Below are 16,024 nucleotides of genomic sequence, written 5' to 3'. Positions count from 1 at the left end.
CCCAATCCATGGTGCCGCCGCAGGGGCGGGGCGCATTCATCCAGGGTTTCACCGAAGCATGACCAGGGCGTTCGTCTTTCCGGGGCAGGGCAGCCAGGCCGTCGGCATGGGCCGCGAACTCGCCGAGGCGTTCGAAGTCGCTCGTCACACCTTTGAAGAGGTGGACGATGCGCTGAACCAGCGACTGTCGCGCCTGATGGTCGAGGGGCCCGAGGCCGATCTGACCCTGACCGAAAACGCCCAGCCCGCCCTGATGGCGGTCAGCGTCGCGGTGATGCGGGTGTTGGCGAGCGAGGGCGGTGTCGATCTGTCCAAACATGCCACCTTCGTTGCCGGCCATTCGCTGGGCGAGTATTCGGCGCTGTGCGCTGCCGGTGCCTTCTCGCTGGGCGATACCGCGCGCCTGCTGAAGCTGCGCGGGCAGGCGATGCAGAAGGCCGTTCCGGTCGGCAAGGGCGCCATGGCGGCTCTGCTGGGTGCCGATCTGGATCAGGCGCAGTCGATCGCCGCCGACGCGGCCCAAGGCGAAGTGTGCAGCATCGCCAACGACAATTCCGTCGGACAGGTGGTGATCTCCGGCAGTGCCGATGCCATCGACCGTGCCATCGCGCTGGCGGCGGAACGCGGTCTGAAGCGCTCCGTGCGTCTGCCGGTGTCCGCTCCCTTCCATTGCTCGCTGATGCAGCCGGCCGCCGACGCCATGGCGGAGGCTCTGGCGAACGTCACGATTTCTGCGCCGGTGGTTCCGGTGGTTGCCAACGTCACCGCCTCGGCGGTGTCCGATCCCAACTCCATCCGTCGCCTGCTGGTCGAGCAGGTGACCGGCATGGTCCGCTGGCGCGAATGCGTGCTCTATATGAAGGAGCAGGGCGTCGAACGGCTGGTCGAGGTCGGGTCGGGCAAGGTGCTCGCCGGGCTGACCAAGCGCATCGACAAGGATATGGCGGCGGTGTCGGTCGGCACCCCGGCCGATGTCGAGTCGTTCCTGAAAACCCTGTGATTGTATCAGCACTCTGATAAATCAGCGTCATGAGGCCATCCATGTTTGACCTGACCGGCAAGTCGGCCCTCGTCACCGGCGCCTCCGGCGGCATCGGCGCGTCGATCGCCCGTGCTCTGCACGCCCAGGGCGCTGCCGTCGCGCTGTCCGGCACCCGCGTCGCCCCGCTGGAGGCCCTGGCCGCCGAGCTGGGCGAGCGTGCCTTCGTCGTGCCCGGGAACCTGTCGGAGGCCGCCGCCACCGAGCAGCTGTTCAAGGACGCCGAGGCGGCGCTGGGCAAGATCGACATTCTCGTCAACAATGCCGGCCTGACCCGCGACCAGATCGCCATGCGCCTGAAGGACGAGGACTGGCAGTCGGTCATCGACGTGAACCTGACGGCGGCCTTCCGCCTGTCGCGGGCAGCCATGCGCGGCATGATGAAGCGCCGCTGGGGCCGTATCATCAACATCACGTCGATCGTCGGCGTCACCGGCAACGCGGGGCAGGCGAACTACGCCGCCTCGAAGGCCGGCCTGATCGGCATGTCGAAATCGCTGGCGGCCGAACTGGGTTCGCGCAGCATCACCGTCAATTGCGTCGCGCCGGGCTTCATCGCTACGGCCATGACCGACGCGCTGAACGAAGAGCAGAAGCAGAAACTGCTCCCGTCTATCCCGGCCGGCCGCATGGGCCAGTCGGACGAGATCGCCGCCGGGGTCGTGTACCTCGCGAGCGAGGAGGCCGCCTACGTCACTGGCCAGACGCTGCATATCAACGGCGGCATGGCTATGATCTGATGAGGATCGGACGGGGCGGCATCGCCACGTGTGAAGAACGGCGCCAACCAGGCTCGCTCGCGGGTGCTGGTCAAGGCTGCTGAAATGTGTTATCGGACGGGGCTTTTCGCGGCAGGACGGCACGTTCTTCGCGTGTTGCTCCGACCGGATTATCCCGAGCGGTTTCAAGGATTGGAAGGTCTTAAAAGATGAGCGACATCGCCGAGCGCGTGAAGAAGATCGTTGTGGACCACCTGGGTGTCGAGGAGTCGAAGGTGGTGGAGAACGCCTCCTTCATCGACGATCTGGGCGCTGACAGCCTCGACACCGTCGAGCTGGTCATGGCCTTCGAGGAAGAGTTCGGTGTCGAGATCCCGGACGACGCCGCGGAGAAGATCCTGTCGGTGAAGGACGCCATCGACTTCATCAAAGCCAACGCCGCCGCCTGATCGGGCCGCGGGCATTGAGCCCCCGAGGGCCAGGCAAACCGCATTTGCAACACCAGCAGTGCGGAGCCTGGCCGTCGACGACCAGATCGTCGACAGTTTATTCGAGGAAAGGTCAAGGAACAGCCTCATGAGACGTGTCGTCGTCACCGGACTCGGTATGGTCACGCCGCTCGGCGTCGGCCACACGCTGAACTGGGAGCGGCTGATTTCCGCAACGTCGGGAATCCGCGGCATCACGGGGTTCGACGCTTCGGACCTGGCCTCCAAAGTCGCCGGGCAGGTCCCGCGCGGAAACGGTGAGGGCGAGTTCAACGCCGACACCTTCATTCCGCCGAAGGACCAGCGGAAGATGGATGACTTCATCATCTTCGCCATCGCCGCGGCGCAGGAAGCAATCAAGGATTCGGGTTGGGTTCCCCAGACCGATGAAGAGCGCGAGCGGACCGGCGTCATGGTCGGTTCGGGCATCGGCGGCCTTCCGGGCATCGCCGACGGCGCCGTCACCCTGCACGAAAAGGGTCCGCGCCGCCTGTCACCCTTCTTCATCCCTGCCTGCCTGATCAATCTGGCCTCCGGCCATATTTCGATCCAGCACGGCTTCAAGGGCCCCAACCATGCGGTCGTCACCGCCTGCTCGACCGGCGCGCACGCCATCGGCGACGCTGCCCGTCTGATCATGTGGGACGATGCCGACATCATGGTCGCCGGCGGTACGGAGGCGGCGGTCAGCCGTCTCGGCGTCGGCGGCTTCGCCGCCATGCGCGCGCTGTCCACCAGCTTCAACGACACGCCCGAAAAGGCGTCTCGCCCCTATGACAAGGAGCGCGACGGCTTCGTCATCGGCGAGGGTGCCGGTGTGGTCGTGCTGGAAGAGTTGGAGCACGCGAAGAAGCGCGGCGCCACCATCTATGCCGAAGTCGTCGGTTATGGCATGTCCGGCGATGCGCACCACATCTCCGCTCCGGCGGAAGACGGCAATGGCGGTTTCCGCGCCATGAAGGCTGCGTTGAAGCGCGCCGGGCTGAACCCGTCCGATATCGATTACGTCAACGCCCACGGCACCTCGACGCCGCTCGGCGATGAGATCGAGCTGGGGGCGGTGAAGCGCCTGTTCGGCGACGCCATGGACAATCTGGCGATGTCCTCCACCAAGTCGGCCATCGGCCACCTGCTGGGAGCCGCCGGTGCGGTCGAGGCGATCTACTCGATCAAGGCGATCAACCACGGCATCGTGCCGCCCACGCTGAATCTCGAAAATCCGTCAGAGAGCTGCATGGGTGTCAATCTGGTGCCGAAGGTGGCGCAGGAGCGCCGCGTGCGCGCCGCGCTGTCGAACTCCTTTGGGTTCGGCGGCACCAATGCCTCGCTGGTGTTCAAGGAATTTGCGTAAACGAAGCGCCGCACCCGCGTTGCGGTCTGCAGTCTTCAAGAGGTGAGCAATGGGCTGGGGTCTCCGGATTTTTGCGGGGACGCTGGTCCTCGCCGTCGGTGCGGCGGGTGGAATCGGCGTCTGGGGCTACCAGCGCTATTCGGCCCCCGGACCGTTGGAGCAATCCGAAACGGTCGTCATCCCGCGCGGCAGCGGGTTGGAGTCCATTGCCATCACGCTGGGCGACTCCGGCGTGATCGGTTCGCCGCTGGTGTTCGCCGCCGCGGCCAAGCTGTCCGGCACCTTCCGTGACTTGAAGGCTGGCGAGTACCAGTTCCCCGCGGGAATCAGCATCGAAGGCGTTCTGGAGCAGATGCGCCAGGGCCGCACTGTGGTGCGTCGCTTTACCGTGCCGGAGGGGCTGACCTCAGCCCAGGTGGTCGCACTGCTCGCACGGGAAACCGGACTGACCGGCGATCTGCCCAAGCCGCCGAAGGAAGGCTCCCTTCTGCCGGAGACCTACCACTTCGCCTATGGCGACAGCCGCGCCGCTCTGATCGAGCGGATGCAGACGGCGATGACCCAGGCGCTTGCCGAGGCCTGGAAGAACCGCGACCAGAATTTGCCGTTCGAAACGCCGCAGCAGGCGTTGACTCTCGCCTCCATCGTCGAGAAGGAGACCGGCATCGCTGCGGAGCGGCCGCGGGTGACGGGAGTTTTCGTTAACCGGCTGGAAGCCGGCATGAAGCTCCAGTCCGATCCAACGGTGATCTATGCGCTGACCGATGGCAGCGGCGAACTGGGGCGTGCCCTAACCCGCAACGACTGGAAGTTCGAGTCGCCCTACAACACCTATGTCGCCACCGGCCTGCCGCCGGGGCCAATCGCCAATCCGGGCAAGGCCTCGATCCAGGCGGTGATGAAGCCCGAACGGCACGAGTTCCTGTATTTCGTCGCCGACGGCACCGGCGGCCATGTCTTCGCCAAGTCGCTGGCTGACCACAACCGCAACGTCACCAAATGGCGCGAGGTCCAGCAAGGCCGGCAGCCGGAGCATGGCGAAACGTCATCGGAGTGACGGCCGATAACGAACCGCGTGGTTGCGCGTATTTTAGGAATTCGGCAGTCTTTGCATCGCAGCGAAACTGACCACCGTCCCCAGGGAGATGTAATGAGCGTGGATGTCGAACAGCGCATCCGTGATCGCGCCTATGCGATCTGGCTGGAAGAGGGCTGCCCCCAGGGCCGCGATGCCGACCATTGGCTTCAGGCTGAACACGCGATCCTGGCCGAGGCGGTTGCCGTTCCGGATCATGCGCCGGTCGTCGCCGTGGTGAAGGCTCCGCGCAAGACCACCAACGCCAAGCCGCGCAGTGTGGTGAAGCCCGCCGAAGCGGAAGCCGCGCCTGCCGAGCCCCCGAAGGCGCGTAAGCCGCGTATCCGCAAGGCGGTCACCGCCTGATCTGTCGCGGCCCGACCGGTCGCGGGATGGCGTCCGGGGTCAGGCGGCGTTCGAAGCCTGCGGCAGTTGCAGGTTGGAAATGACCATCACCCCGGCGGTCGTGCCGTAGGACTTGCGGGCGGCGCGCAGAGCGTCCAGCGCCTCCGTAAGGCTTTCCTCGGCGAAGCCCGGAGCCAGCCCGGCCAGTTCCCGCTCCGTCAAATCGATGAAGGCGTCCAGCAGGCGCGCGTGGATGCGGCTGGCCAGGCGGACTTCATCGGCGACCTTCTGTGCGGGCATGGGGAACTCCCTTGGTGTCGTGTGGGTCTAATGTTCGGAAGAGCGTCTTCTCGGGATCGAGCGTTCCCGCAAACCGATTAGGCGTGGAATAGGGTTAAAAGAACTTTAAATGCCATGTAATCCCGGCTGGGATTAAGAATTACCACTTCAGAGACTGCGGCCGGTGGGCTTGCGCAGCGGCATGCAGCGCCGGAAACGCTTCCGGGTCTCGCTCCCTGTTCGGAACTTCGGCAAAGGCCAAGCTTCAGCCGGCTTGGAAGCGCGATACCTGACGGCGCGTTTCATCGGCGAGGCGGGAGAGATGCACCATCGTCGCGGCGATCTCCTCCGACGCGGCGGCATTCTTGGAGGCGACGGTGCGCACGCTCTCGACCGACCGCTCGATCTCGCGGACGGAGGCCTGCTGTTCCTCCATGGCGACCGCGACCGACTGGAAAGCGCCGTCGATGCGGTCGACCCGTTCGGCCAGACCGTCCATCCGGCGCCGCGCCTGTTCGGTAACGGCCTTGCCCTCTTCGGCCAGTGCGGCGGCGGCTTCGATGATCTCCGCGATCTGGCGGGCGCTTTCGACGGCGTTGTCGGCGAGCTTGCCGACCTCCTCGGCGACGACTTCGAAGCCCTTGCCCTGCTCGCCGGCGCGGGCGGCCTCGATGGAGGCGTTGACCGACAGGATGTTGGTCTTCACCGCGATCTGGGTGATCGCCTCGGTGATGCGGCCGATGCGCCGGCTGTTGTCGGCGATGGTCTGCGAGACGCGCAGCAGTCGCGCCATGTCCTGCCGCCCACCGTCGGCGAAGTCGGCGGCATCCTTCACCATGTCGGACGCATCGCGTGTGCTGTCGGTGACATGGGCGATGGCGCGGGCCGATTGCCCGACCGCCGTCGCCACCTGATCCAGATCGTCGGTCTGTTCCGAGGCGCCGTCCGACACATGGGCGATGGCGGTGCTGGCCTGACCGGCGGCGACGGCGACCTGGGTCGCCTGCTCACCGATGGTGCGGAAGGCCGTGCCGGTTTCCTGCAGCAGGGCCACCATCTCGCCATAGGCCCCATGGAAGTCCGGAGCCTGCCGCGTCCCGACCGTCTCAAGCGAGTCCACCGGCTTGCCGGACAGCCTGTGCATCTCGCCATGCAGTCCGTGCAGCACCTGGATGACGGTGGCGAGGGCACGGCCGATGGAGCCCAACTCGTCCTGCCGGCCGGTGTTGGGCACCGCCACTGTCAGATCGCCGTCCGACAGGCGCTGGACCGCCGCGGTGGTGGTGGCGATGGGGCCGGTCAGGCTGCGGGCGATCAGGATGGACAGGATCGTGCCGGCGGCCAGCGCGCCGAGCGCCCCGCTCCACAACAGCATGACCGCACGCGACCGTCCGGCCTCGCGCTCGGCCGTCTGGGCGGCCACCAGCTGCGTCACCTGATCGTTGACGATCCTGGCTGCGTCGCGCATGGCGTCCCGCGCGGCGTTGCGCCGGGCGACGATGTCGGCCACCAGCAGGAACTCCGTCTCGACTCCCATGATGGAGGCGGTCAGCTTCTCCGACTCGCGCAGCGCTTCCCCGTCGTTGGCCGCCTTGCGGACATCGCCGACGACCGCCAGCAGCCTGTCGATGCTGGCGCTGAGGGAGTTGCGGCCGGAACCGCCATGGTCGATCAGGAACTGCTGCACGTCCAGCAGCGCGCCGCGGGTGTCCTGGATCAGCCGCCCGGCGATAGAGACCAGCAGCGCCGAGGATTCCAGCGCCGTCACCGCAGCACGATCGCCGGGATCGGCCTTCACCCGCGCCAGCGCGTCGGCATAGCGCGCCGACTGGTCGTGCGTCAACGTCTGGGCGATCACCAGCAGGGCGGCGGTCTGCTTGCGCAGCTTCGCCAGGCTGGCGAAACGGTCGACCTCCAGCCCGACCACCTCGTCGAAGGACTTGCGGTAGGCCGCCAGCTTCTCCAGCGCCTCGCGCAACGCCTCCGGGGGTACCGCATGGTCGGGCAGGGCCAGCAGCGCCTCGGCCTCCGCCCTCAACTGGTCGGTCAGCTGCCGCACCCGCCGGCTGGCGGAGGGATCGACGTCCAGCAGGTAGCGCGACTCCTCCTGCCGGGCGCTGTACAGCAGCGTGTCCAGACGGGCGGTCTGGGCGGCGATCTCCACCCGCGAGGCGTAGGTGTTCAGCCCGCTCCAGCCGACGACGGCGACGGCGAGCGTCAGCAGCAGGACGGCGGCGAAGCCCAGGGCGATGCGGGTGGCGATGGACATGCCGGTGGAGGTCCGATCAAGGCCGCCCCGAGGACGGCGCCGGGTTGAGCGATGGGCGGATGGCGGAAGCCCCGCGCGAACTGCGGCATCCCAGTCCATCTGCCGGATTCACCTTGCTTCGGTTGGGGTGCATCCGGCAAGTCATAAGGGTGGCGTGCGGTCTCCGCGAGATGTCGCGGGATGCCGCTGGTCGTTCGTGAGGAGCCAGTACTGCGATGTCCCTTCCGGCCAGCTTGCGGATCCTTCCCCGCTTCGGACTCGCCGTTCTTCTGCCCACGGCGGCAGCGCTCGTTCCCCTTCTGCTTCCCCAGGCGGTTCCGGATGCCGCGCTGCAGACCGTCTGGCTGGCCACAGGCGGCGCGCTTGTCCTGGCGCTGCTGATCGGCTGTGTCCTGGCGCTCGATCTGTCGGATGCGATGACGCGGCTGGAGTCGGCTGCAGAGTGCCTCGCCACCGGAACGCCGGACACCGGAACGACGGACCCCAGTATGCCGGACGATGCATCCGCGCTGTCTGTCCGTGGCGACGAGGCCGGAGGCATTGCCGCGGCGCTTGCCCGTGTCGCCCGGACCCAGGACAGTCTCCATGCGACCCTCCGCCGCCTGACGCATGAGGCCGACGGCGACGCACCGGCCGCAACACCTCTTCTCCCCGGCCGCTATGGTGAGATGGCGACGCTGGTGGAGGACGCCCGTGCCTCCTTCCGGAACATCGGCCAGCAGGCCGCCCAGGTCGCCGTCGCCGCCGGGCAGGCCAGCACCGCAGTGTCGCAGGTCGCCGACGGCGCCGCCATCCAGACCGAGGATCTCGACCGGGTGGTTAATGCGGTCGGCCGCTCCGTCCGGGCCATCGCCGACGTCACCGACAGCACCCGCGCCGCTTCCGACATGGTGCGTGTCACCGCCGGATTCGCCGACCGCGGCAAGGCGGAGATGGCGCGGCTGGTGCGGGTTTCGCAGACCATTGGCGACAACAGCCGGCGCATCGGCCGCATCACCGAGGCGATCACCCAGATCGCGGTAAAGACCAACATCCTGTCGGTCAACGCCTCCATCGAGGCCGCCCGTGCCGGCGAACAGGGCAAGGGCTTCGAAGTGGTCGCCGAGGAGGTCGGCAAGCTCGCCGACAACGCCGTCGAAAGCGCCCGCCAGATCGCCGAGATCGTCGAGGCCGCCGCAGCACTGGCGGAGGAGGGGGTGGCGGCGACGGCGGAAGTGGTGCAGATGATGGACGGCATCGCCGAGCGGGTCACCCAGATCGACCGCATGGTCCAGTCGGTCGCCGCGGCCATGGCCCATCAGCAGGACCATATCGTCGAGATCGAATCGAACGTCGGCAACATCCGCACCGTCGCCTCCAAGAACGCCGCCGCGTCGGAGGAGATCACCGCGACCATGGTCCACCTGTCCCGGCTGGCCGACGACACGCGGCGGCTGGCCGAACGCTTCCGGGCGTCGTGACCGGCGGCGCCGTTCCTCCTGCTTCCGGATCGGAGGGGCCGCTGCACGATCTGGTGCGGCGGCTGCTGGAGGATGTCCGGCGCAAGGCGGGGATCCGCCACGACCGCCCGCTGGAGCGCAAGCTGGTGCGCATCCTGGCGGCGATGCCGCTGGCTGTGCTGGAGGAATGGGTGGCGCAGATCGAAGGGGCGCCGGCCGACAGTCCGGACTGGCTGAGCCTGATCGAGAATCTGACGATCCATGAAACCTATTTCTTCCGCGACCTGCCGCATCACGCCTATCTGCGCGGCCATCTGCTGCCGCGCCTGATCGCTGAACGCGCCGCGACCCGGACCCTGCGGCTGTGGAGCGCCGGCTGCGCCACCGGGGAGGAGGCCTATGGTCTCGCCATCGTGACGCTGGAGGCGCTGGCCGACGCCGGGCACGCACGCCGCACCGCCCAGGGGCTGGAAACCGACTGGACCGTCGAGGTCCTCGGCACGGACCTCAGCCGCATCGCCGTGCGGCAGGCCGCCAACGCCTGCTATGGTGGCGAGGGGCTGGGTCCCTTCCGCGAAATGCCGGCGGATTACGGGAACTGGTTCGTGCCGCTGGGGGCAGAGGCGCCGCTGCACCGGCGGGTGCATGGCGATGCCCGCCGGGTGGTGCGCTTCGCCCGCCACAATCTGATGGATGCGACCCTGCCGGATGGGGTGCCGGCCGGTGGCTTCGATCTCGTGTCCTGCCGCAACGTCATGATCTATTTCGATGACGACAGCCGCGAGCGGGCGCTCTCCCTGCTGACCGCGGCGGTGGCGCCGGGCGGCTGGCTGGTGCTCGGCACCACCGACCGGCTGCCGGACGACTGCTGCCGGGGCCACGGCTTCGAACGCCATCGCGGCGACCGCGCGCTCGCTTACCGGCGGGGAGGAGCGGCGGTATGACGACCTGCGGCTATCTCACCTTCGACATTGCCGGTACGCCCTTCGCCGTCGCCGCGGATCGGGTGGAGGAAGTGGCGGAGCCGACCGGCATCACCCGGCTTCCCTTCGCCCCGACGCAGGTGGAGGGGCTGGCGAATGTCGCCGGCCGCATCCTGCCGGTGCTGGACGTCACCGGCTATCCGTCGCTGCGGCTGGCCTGGGGCGGCGGACGGCGTGGCGGGCTGCTGATCGTGCTGCGCGCCGGGACCGGTGTGCTGGCACTCCGCGCCGGCCGCATCGGCGGTACGCTGACGGCAGAGCGGGTGGGGCTGTGCGCGGCGGAGCCGGAGGATGGTGGAACACCGGTGGCCGGCCGGTTGCGCCATGGCGACCGGTCCCTGCGCCTGCTCGACCCCGACCTGATGCAGTTGGGGCGCGGCGGGGCGCTCGCCATTCCGGGGCTGGCGGAGGCCGACGCGCTGTCCGGCGGTGCTGCCGAGCCTCCCGACCCGTCGCGCGAGCGTGCCAGCATCCGCCTGCTGATGGTGGAGGTCGCCGGCCAACCCCATGCGCTGGAGATGGCCGATCTGCTGCTGGTCTTCCCCGTCGGCGACCTGCGTCCGCTGCCCCATGCGCCGGCGCTGGTGCGGGGTGTGGCGCGGGTGCAGAAGCGGTCGATCCTGGTCACAGATCCGCTCGGTGCCGGTATCGGGGATCGGCCCGGCGGCTACGCCGTTGTCCTGCGGACGCGCCGGGGGCCGGTGGGCGTGCGGGTGGATGGGGTGCGCAGCGTGGTGCGCGTGCCGCTGGACCGTCTGCGCGCGGGTGAGGCCGGGGCGGCGGCCCGGATCGTGGACTATGATGGACTCTGGCTCGACGTGAGGAGTGTGGCGCGCATGCTGGGCGATCGACTCGACGACATCGGCCGTTTCGTGCCGGAAGGCGGCGATCCCGACGACGATCTGGCGGAAAGCCGCCTGCCGCGCCGTTTTTACCGCCGCTTCCTCACCCTGGTGGTGGAGGCCCGCATCTATGCGCTGGAGTTCGAGAGGGTCCGCCGCGTGGTGGAGGTCTCCGACCGGCTGCGCCTGCCGCAGGGCGCCGAAAGCTTCGACGGGCTGACCGATGTCGACGGCCGCATCCTCCCGGTTCTCGATCTGCGCCGTCTGCTGGCGCTGGCGCCGGTCGGCGCGCCTCCTGCCACGCCCGGCATCGCCGTTCTGGTGGAGATCGACGGTGGTACCGTGGCGGTGATCGCCGACGAGATCCAACGCATCCGCAAGATCGACAGCGAGGATGTCGACCCGCTGTCCGACCGTCTGACCGCCGCGGTGATCCGCCTGGACAATGCCCTGATCCCGGTTCTGCGGCCCGAGGGCTTGACCGCCGCCGCGGCTGCCGGCACCAGGGTGCTGCCCATCGGAGACGCCCGGAGCGAGGCCGCAGCGCCATGACCGACCCGCGCATCCGTCTGCTGGTGGTGGACGACAGCAACTTCGTCCGCATCGCCCTCCGCAAGATGCTGGAGCCGGCGTCCGACATCGAGATTGTCGGCGAGGCGCGCAACGGTGCCGAGGCTCTGCGCCTGTCGCGGAAGCTGAAGCCGCATGTCGTGGCGATGGACCTGAACATGCCGGTCATGGACGGAATCGAATCGGTTCAGGCCATCGCCGCGGAGAAAGGCCCGCCCTGCATCATGGTTTCCAACGAAACGTCGGAGGGGGCCGCCGCCACCATCCGGGCGCTGGAAACCGGGGCGGTGGATTTCGTCTGCAAGAACAGCTCCTTCATCACCTTCGACATGGCGTCCATCGAACGCCAGCTGACCGAGAAGGTGCGCCATTGGGGCCGCTGGCGCATGACCATGACGGGGGAGCTGGCCACCGATTCCGTTGTGGCGCCCGTGACCGAACCTGCACCCGAACTGGCTCCGTCGACGCGTGCGTCCGTCCGCGGACACCGCCCCGACCTCGTCGTCGTCGGCGTGTCCACCGGCGGGCCGGTGGCGCTGGCGGAATTGCTGGGTGCGCTCGGACCGCTGCCCTGTCCGCTGGTGGTGGCGCAGCATATGCCGGCCAGCTTCACCGCCGGTTTCGCCGCGTCGCTCGCCCGGTCGCTCGGCCGGCCGGTGGCGGAGGGGGCCGACGGCGAGACGCTCGACCCCGCGGCCGTCACCATCCTGCGCGGCGGCGGCGACTGGGCGGTGCGCCGCGGCGCTTCCGGCCGCTTCACCCTGCATGCCGCCGACCCGGCCGGCGCCATCTACCACCCCTCGGCCGACCGGCTCTTCCGCAGCGCCGCGGAAGCGGCGGAGTCGCCGGTCGCCGTCGTCCTGACCGGCATGGGCGACGACGGCAGCAGCGGGGCGGCGGCCTTCGCGGAACGCCGCTTTCCCGTTCTGGTCCAGGATCCGGCGACCTGCGCGGTCGACGGCATGCCCAGGGCGGCAATCCGTGCCGGTATCGCCACGGAGGTGTTGCCGGTTACGTCAATCGCCCGCAAGCTGAACGCTCTCTTCACACTCTCCTGACCGTCAGTCAGACCCCGGAAGCCGACAGGCGCTGCAAACATAGGAAGCTTTTACTCATGGCGAAGCCGACGATCCTGCTGGTCGATGACTCGGTGCTGATGCGCACCATCATCGGCGACATCGTGCGCGCTGACGACGAGCTGTCCCTCGTCGGCGCGGCCGAAAACGGCAAGGTGGCTCTGGAGATGGTCAAGAGCCTGAAGCCCGACATCGTCCTGCTCGACATCGAGATGCCGGAGATGTCGGGGCTGGAGGTTATGGAGCATCTGTCGCTAATGTCGCGCGCCAAGGTGATCATCATCTCCTCCGTTGCGCAGGTCGGCTCGCCCGAAGCGAACGAGGCCCGCGCCCTGGGGGCGGTGGAGATCATCGCCAAGCCGTCCGGCACCATGAGCCTCGACCTTGCCCACAAGAAGGGGCACGACATCGTCGCCGCCATCCGCCGCGCCTCCGGCTTGCCCCCACCCGCGAAGCCCTGAGTCTCCGGTTCGGCGCCTCCTTTCCAGAGCGGTGATCCATGAGCAGCGAACTGATCGAGACCCTGTGGCGACAGTTCGGCGTCGAGGCCGGCGAACATTTCGACCTGCTGGAAAAGCTGCTGTCCGCCGGCCCCGGCGATGGGCCGGAGGTGGAGCGGATCGCCGCCCTGTTCCGCTCCTTCCATTCGCTGAAGGGGGCTGCCCGCGCCATGGACCTCTTCGCGATGGAGGCGGTGGCGCACCGGGCGGAAACCATCCTCGGCCGTGTGCGCAGCGGCGCGCTGGTGCTGACGGAGGAGGTCACCGCCCCGTTGCTGGAGGCTCTGGACGCGCTGCGCGGGCTTGCCGAGGCCGGCATGCGCGACCGCCGCGACGGGCTGGCGCCGGCGGACCTGCTGGCGAGGCTCGACGCGCTGGGCGGTGAAGGGCCGGCTGTCAAGCCTGCGTCCGTTCCGCCGCCGCCCCCGCCGGTGCGTCTGCACGAGAACGAGCGGATGCTCGGCCTGTTCGTCGGGCTGCTGCATGACGGGATGGCGACGCTGACACGCGCGCTCGACCTCGACACCCTGGACGAAGAGGGAGTCCGCAGCGTCGACGACACGGCAGACCGGCTGGAGCTGGCCTGCGAGCGGCTGAACTTCCTGCCCTTCGCCGACACGCTGCGCCGGTTCCGCGAGGCGCTGGCCGCCCGTGATGCCGACGCCATCCTGCGCGAGCTTCAGGCCGTCGCCACCGCCAGCGCCCGCATCGGGCGGCTGACCGGCAAGGATGCCGGCGCGGCGATCCTGGCGACCCTGCTGGCCGACCACAACGCGCAGATCCTTGCCCAGGGCGGCGCCCGCGCCGATGCGTTGCTGGCCGATCCGGCGGCGCTGGCCGATGCATCCGTTGCCGCCGAGCTTGCCGGGCTGCTCGACCGCATGGCGGCGACGCTGGACATCGTACGGCTGCCGCGCGGCTCCGCCCTGCTGCGGGTGCTGGCCGATGTGATGCGCCGCGCGGTCCCCACCGACAAAGCCGCCGACCATGCCGCCAACCACGACGGCTGGCCGGTCCTGCTGGCCGACGCCCGCACCATGCTCGCCGATCTGGCGGCGCGGGCTGCGCGCGATCCGGCCGAGGATCTGGACACCGACGGGGTGGCCGCGCTGGAAGGCCGCCTGCGCGCCTTCGTCGATGCCGTCTCGGCCGAGCGGGAGGCGGGCGAGGCGCGCCGTCCGCTGACCGCGGACGAGTTGTCGGCCCTCGGACTCGATCCCGGCCTGCTGCGCTTCCTGTCGCCCGACAGCACCGCCGACCTGCGCGCCGCCATCGCCGATCCGGAGATGCGGCTCTACGAGGTCACCGCCTTTCTGGAAACCTCGCCGGAGGTCGCGTCCGGCTTCGTCCAGTGGATGGGCAGCAAGGTGCGCGCCATCACCAACTGGCCGGAATTCATCGACGGCAAGACCTGGCTGCGTGTGCTGGTCGCCTCACCGCAGGAGCTTCCGGCCCTGGCGGATGCCCTGGCCGGCATCGATCCCGGCGGCGGATTCCTGCGCATCCGCGCCTGCGCGCCGTCCGACCCGGCCGGGGATGGCGGAGAGCCGGTCACACCTGACGTGCCGGCCCCTGCCGACGCGCCGTCCCTGCCTGCGGTGCAATCCGCCGGTGCGCCGATGACGACCGCTGCCCCGCCGCCGCCCGCCGCCCCAGCCGCCCGCCCGGCGGCGACCGCCGCGGGGGGCGTATTGCGCGTGCCCGGCGAGGTGATCGACCGCTTCATGGCCCGCATCGACGGCATGGTCCTGCTGTCCGGCGACCTGAACGCCACGGCCAACGACCTGAGGCTGGAGTCGGCGCTCGCCGCCTTGACCGAGCGGCTGGGTGCCGGCGACCCCGACCTGCGTGCGCTGCGCGAGGCGGTCGAGCATCACCGCCGCGACCTGCTGGACCTCGACACCCAGCTCAGCCGCTCTGTCGACCGGTTGCGCGAGGCGGCGCTGGACCTGCGCGTCGTTCCCATCGAAACCCTCTTTAACCAGTTTCCCCGCGTCGTGCGCGAACTGGCGCGGGGGCAGGGCAAGTCGGTGCGCTTCGCCACCGAGGGCGGCGAGGTCCGCATCGACAAGAGCATGGTGGAGATGCTCTACGACCCGCTGATGCATATGGTGCGCAACGCCATCGACCATGGCATCGAAGCTGCCGCCGACCGTGAGGCGGCCGGCAAGCCGGCCCAGGCTACGCTTTCGCTGCGCGCCATCCAGCGCAACAGCCGCGTTCTGGTTGAGATCGTCGACGACGGCCGCGGCATTGCGACGGAGGCGGTGCGCGCCAAGGCGGTGCGCCAGGGCCTGATCGGCGAGGAGGACAGCCTGCATTTGTCGCCCGATGCGGTGCGCGAGTTCATCTTCGCCCCCGGTTTCTCCACCGCCGACACGGTGACCGAAACGTCCGGCCGCGGCGTCGGTATGGATGTGGTGCGCAACGCCATCACCCGGCTGGGCGGCAGCATCGCCATCCGCACGCGGGAAGGGGCGGGCACCGCCTTCGCCATCGACCTGCCGCTGTCGGCGGCGATCCTGCGCACCCTGCTGGTGCAGGTCGACGATCAGGTGCTGGCGATCCCCGACCGCTTCGTCGAGGAGGTCTGCGGCTTCACCGCCGACGATTTCCACCGCGTCTCCGGCTGCTGGACCGTCATGCGCCGCAAGCGGGTGCTGCCGGTGGTCCGCCTCGCCGATGCGCTGGGATTTCCCGCCGACGGGGAATGGCCGCCGTCCGGTCCTAGCCAGCGCCTTGTCGTCGTGCTGCGCCAGGGCAGCCGCCGGATCGGGCTGGAGATCGACAAGCTTCTGCGCCGCGGCGACCTGTTCGTCCGCGAAAGCCATCCCGGCCTTGCCGAGGTGCCCGGTGTCGGCGGCGTCTCCCTGCTGAACGACGGCCGCATCGTCATCATCCTGGACGGCGACGAACTCTATCGCCTCGCCGCGCTGGCCCAGCGGCGGGAGGCCGAGGCGCCGGCCTGATGAACCCGTTCGGCTTGGCCGGTTCATGAAGGGAAATTCATGGTTGAGTCAGCTTGGGGACAGGGCGGACGGGCTAGTGT

14 protein-coding genes are annotated in these 16,024 nt (G+C 68.9%); 12 read left to right on the top strand and 2 right to left on the bottom strand.

Going from position 1 to position 16,024, the window contains the following annotated elements; genetic code table 11:
• Positions 1-58: 58 nt before the first annotated feature.
• From fabD to ABNQ38_RS17865, 6 genes are all read left to right on the top strand, one after another.
• Positions 59-1,000, top strand: coding sequence for an ACP S-malonyltransferase (gene fabD, locus ABNQ38_RS17890; RefSeq protein ID WP_377809560.1), 942 nt, complete (start codon positions 59-61; stop codon positions 998-1,000).
• A 41-nt stretch (positions 1,001-1,041) separates the two neighbouring features.
• Positions 1,042-1,779, top strand: a complete 738-nt coding sequence (gene fabG / locus ABNQ38_RS17885; RefSeq protein WP_098740026.1) for a 3-oxoacyl-[acyl-carrier-protein] reductase — start codon at positions 1,042-1,044, stop codon at positions 1,777-1,779.
• Positions 1,780-1,967: 188 nt separating this feature from the next.
• Positions 1,968-2,207, top strand: coding sequence for an acyl carrier protein (locus tag ABNQ38_RS17880; protein WP_014247969.1), 240 nt, complete (start codon positions 1,968-1,970; stop codon positions 2,205-2,207).
• A 127-nt stretch (positions 2,208-2,334) separates the two neighbouring features.
• Positions 2,335-3,597, top strand: a complete 1,263-nt coding sequence (fabF, locus tag ABNQ38_RS17875; protein ID WP_377809559.1) for a beta-ketoacyl-ACP synthase II — start codon at positions 2,335-2,337, stop codon at positions 3,595-3,597.
• A 49-nt stretch (positions 3,598-3,646) separates the two neighbouring features.
• Positions 3,647-4,654 carry an endolytic transglycosylase MltG gene (mltG, locus tag ABNQ38_RS17870; RefSeq protein ID WP_377809558.1) on the top strand — a complete coding sequence of 336 codons (1,008 nt, stop codon included), beginning with the start codon at positions 3,647-3,649 and terminating at the stop codon, positions 4,652-4,654.
• A gap of 93 nt (positions 4,655-4,747) precedes the next feature.
• Positions 4,748-5,038 carry a DUF2934 domain-containing protein gene (locus tag ABNQ38_RS17865; protein ID WP_377809557.1) on the top strand — a complete coding sequence of 97 codons (291 nt, stop codon included), beginning with the start codon at positions 4,748-4,750 and terminating at the stop codon, positions 5,036-5,038.
• Between the two features lie 39 nt (positions 5,039-5,077).
• Here ABNQ38_RS17865 and ABNQ38_RS17860 read toward each other — a convergent pair whose 3' ends face one another.
• Both ABNQ38_RS17860 and ABNQ38_RS17855 read right to left on the bottom strand, forming a co-directional pair.
• On the bottom strand, positions 5,078-5,317 hold the full coding sequence (locus ABNQ38_RS17860; RefSeq protein WP_098740022.1) for a hypothetical protein: 240 nt from the start codon (positions 5,315-5,317) through the stop codon (positions 5,078-5,080).
• A 244-nt stretch (positions 5,318-5,561) separates the two neighbouring features.
• Positions 5,562-7,565 carry a methyl-accepting chemotaxis protein gene (locus tag ABNQ38_RS17855; protein WP_377809556.1) on the bottom strand — a complete coding sequence of 668 codons (2,004 nt, stop codon included), beginning with the start codon at positions 7,563-7,565 and terminating at the stop codon, positions 5,562-5,564.
• Between the two features lie 215 nt (positions 7,566-7,780).
• Here ABNQ38_RS17855 and ABNQ38_RS17850 point away from each other — a divergent pair, with 215 nt between their 5' ends.
• From ABNQ38_RS17850 to ABNQ38_RS17825, 6 genes are read left to right on the top strand one after another with little or no spacing between them, the layout of a single operon-like run.
• The gene (locus ABNQ38_RS17850; RefSeq protein ID WP_377809555.1) at positions 7,781-9,025 is read left to right on the top strand and encodes a methyl-accepting chemotaxis protein; all 1,245 of its coding nucleotides are present in this window, start codon (positions 7,781-7,783) and stop codon (positions 9,023-9,025) included.
• The gene (locus tag ABNQ38_RS17845) at positions 9,022-9,948 is read left to right on the top strand and encodes a CheR family methyltransferase (protein ID WP_377809554.1); all 927 of its coding nucleotides are present in this window, start codon (positions 9,022-9,024) and stop codon (positions 9,946-9,948) included. Before ABNQ38_RS17850 ends, ABNQ38_RS17845 begins: the two co-directional genes overlap by 4 nt.
• Positions 9,945-11,381, top strand: a complete 1,437-nt coding sequence (locus ABNQ38_RS17840; RefSeq protein WP_377809553.1) for a chemotaxis protein CheW — start codon at positions 9,945-9,947, stop codon at positions 11,379-11,381. Before ABNQ38_RS17845 ends, ABNQ38_RS17840 begins: the two co-directional genes overlap by 4 nt.
• Positions 11,378-12,457 carry a chemotaxis-specific protein-glutamate methyltransferase CheB gene (gene cheB / locus ABNQ38_RS17835; protein WP_377809552.1) on the top strand — a complete coding sequence of 360 codons (1,080 nt, stop codon included), beginning with the start codon at positions 11,378-11,380 and terminating at the stop codon, positions 12,455-12,457. The genes ABNQ38_RS17840 and cheB overlap by 4 nt, the downstream gene beginning before the upstream one ends.
• 56 nt (positions 12,458-12,513) lie before the next feature.
• The gene (locus tag ABNQ38_RS17830) at positions 12,514-12,936 is read left to right on the top strand and encodes a response regulator (RefSeq protein WP_377809551.1); all 423 of its coding nucleotides are present in this window, start codon (positions 12,514-12,516) and stop codon (positions 12,934-12,936) included.
• A gap of 38 nt (positions 12,937-12,974) precedes the next feature.
• Positions 12,975-15,944: an ATP-binding protein gene (locus tag ABNQ38_RS17825; RefSeq protein WP_377809550.1), complete on the top strand. Its 2,970-nt coding sequence runs from the start codon at positions 12,975-12,977 to the stop codon at positions 15,942-15,944.
• Positions 15,945-16,024 lie beyond the last annotated feature (80 nt).

Source organism: Azospirillum sp. A29 (genome assembly GCF_042604625.1).
In the GTDB taxonomy this organism is placed as follows: Bacteria; Pseudomonadota; Alphaproteobacteria; order Azospirillales; family Azospirillaceae; genus Azospirillum; species Azospirillum palustre.
The sequence above is the reverse complement of the archived record's forward strand: the minus strand, read 5'-3'. Positions and strand labels throughout refer to the sequence as shown.